Origin of the sequence: Mesorhizobium sp. M2D.F.Ca.ET.226.01.1.1 (assembly GCF_004022705.2) — a bacterium.
In the GTDB taxonomy this organism is placed as follows: Bacteria; Pseudomonadota; Alphaproteobacteria; order Rhizobiales; family Rhizobiaceae; genus Mesorhizobium.
The window spans coordinates 1-338 of sequence record NZ_RZOY02000084.1; the positions used below are offsets into that span (position 1 = coordinate 1).

Sequence of the window (338 nt, forward strand, 5' to 3'; positions counted from 1 at the left end):
CGACACCAAGTTCGCCATCTATGGCGCACCGCGCGGCGATGCCAAGCTGGCTGATCTCGAAGCGGCGGCCGCTGCCGAAGTCGCCCGCATTGCCGAGGATGGTGTCAGCAACGAGGAACTAGGCAAGGCCAAGGACCACTATTTGCGCAATATGATCTTTGCGGATGACAACCTGGACTGGCTCGCCAGCATCTACGGCTCGACGCTGGCCACCGGCGGTACCGTGAAGGATGTCGAGGAACGGCCGAATCGCATCCGCAAGGTTACCCCCGAGCAAATCAAAGCAGTTGCCGCCCGCTATCTCGCGTTCGACCGTTCGACCACGGGCTATCTCTTGC

The 338-nt window shown here is 61.2% G+C and carries 1 pseudogene; it reads left to right on the plus strand.

Annotated elements, in window-relative coordinates:
* Window positions 1-338: pseudogene (locus EN869_RS33855) on the plus strand (insulinase family protein); the annotation flags it as partial.